Here is a 792-nt window from a genome sequence, read left to right as displayed (position 1 = left end):
AAAAGGCAGCAAGGGCAACACAATCAGCACGGCAGCCCACATACTGCCATGTGCATTGGCGAAGGCAGACACTTGTGGGGCTCCTTTGGTGTAGTTTGTTGCTATGCCGTAGCAACATGCGGCCATGACGCCAGCAGTGATAGGCAGTGACGGCTTGCTGACCCAACGATTGATGGCATCCCAACCCACCGAGCACCACCACCCCAGTTACCCCTAACATCAAGCCGAACACTCCTTTGGTGGAAATGGGGGTTTTATGCCAGAAAAAACCAATCACCGTGCCCCAAATCGCCGCGGTTGAGTTGAGTACCGCCAGCGTAGAGGTCATCAATGGTTGCGCCGCGTAGGCAAAACAAAGAAAAGGCAACGCCGTATTGAACAGGCCAATGATAAAAAAGTGTTTTGGATGACTGAGCAAAGCACGAATGTGTTTGCGCAGGTAGAGGGACACCAGCAGTAAACTGATGGACAGCAAACAATCACAGAAAGCTCAATGAGATACGCAGGACCAAAACTGATGAGCTGCGATGCGCATAAATAGGAATGAACTTCCCCAAATAGCGGCAAGGCAGACGAGACGAAGAAAGCTAGCAGCAGACATTAAGTGTATTTTCTTTGTGTTGATTATTGTAGTTTTGTGTAAACGAGAGAAGTATACGTGAATGGAATAAATAAGCTAGCGAGGGAGAAAGGCCACTTCACAGAGGAAGAGAATCAACCTCTGTGAAGTGTATGGAATGATGGTGGATGAGTTTAGTAACCAATAATGTATTTTGTTTTTATTCTTGGCTT

The 792-nt window shown here is 47.3% G+C and carries 1 pseudogene; it reads right to left on the bottom strand.

The window, feature by feature from the left end:
• Window positions 1–601 (bottom strand): annotated as a pseudogene (locus CIK04_RS24920) (EamA family transporter); the annotation flags it as partial.
• Window positions 602–792: the final 191 nt, after the last annotated feature.

This window comes from Vibrio sp. 03_296, assembly GCF_002265885.1.
This window is presented reverse-complemented; position numbering and strand designations above follow the sequence as displayed.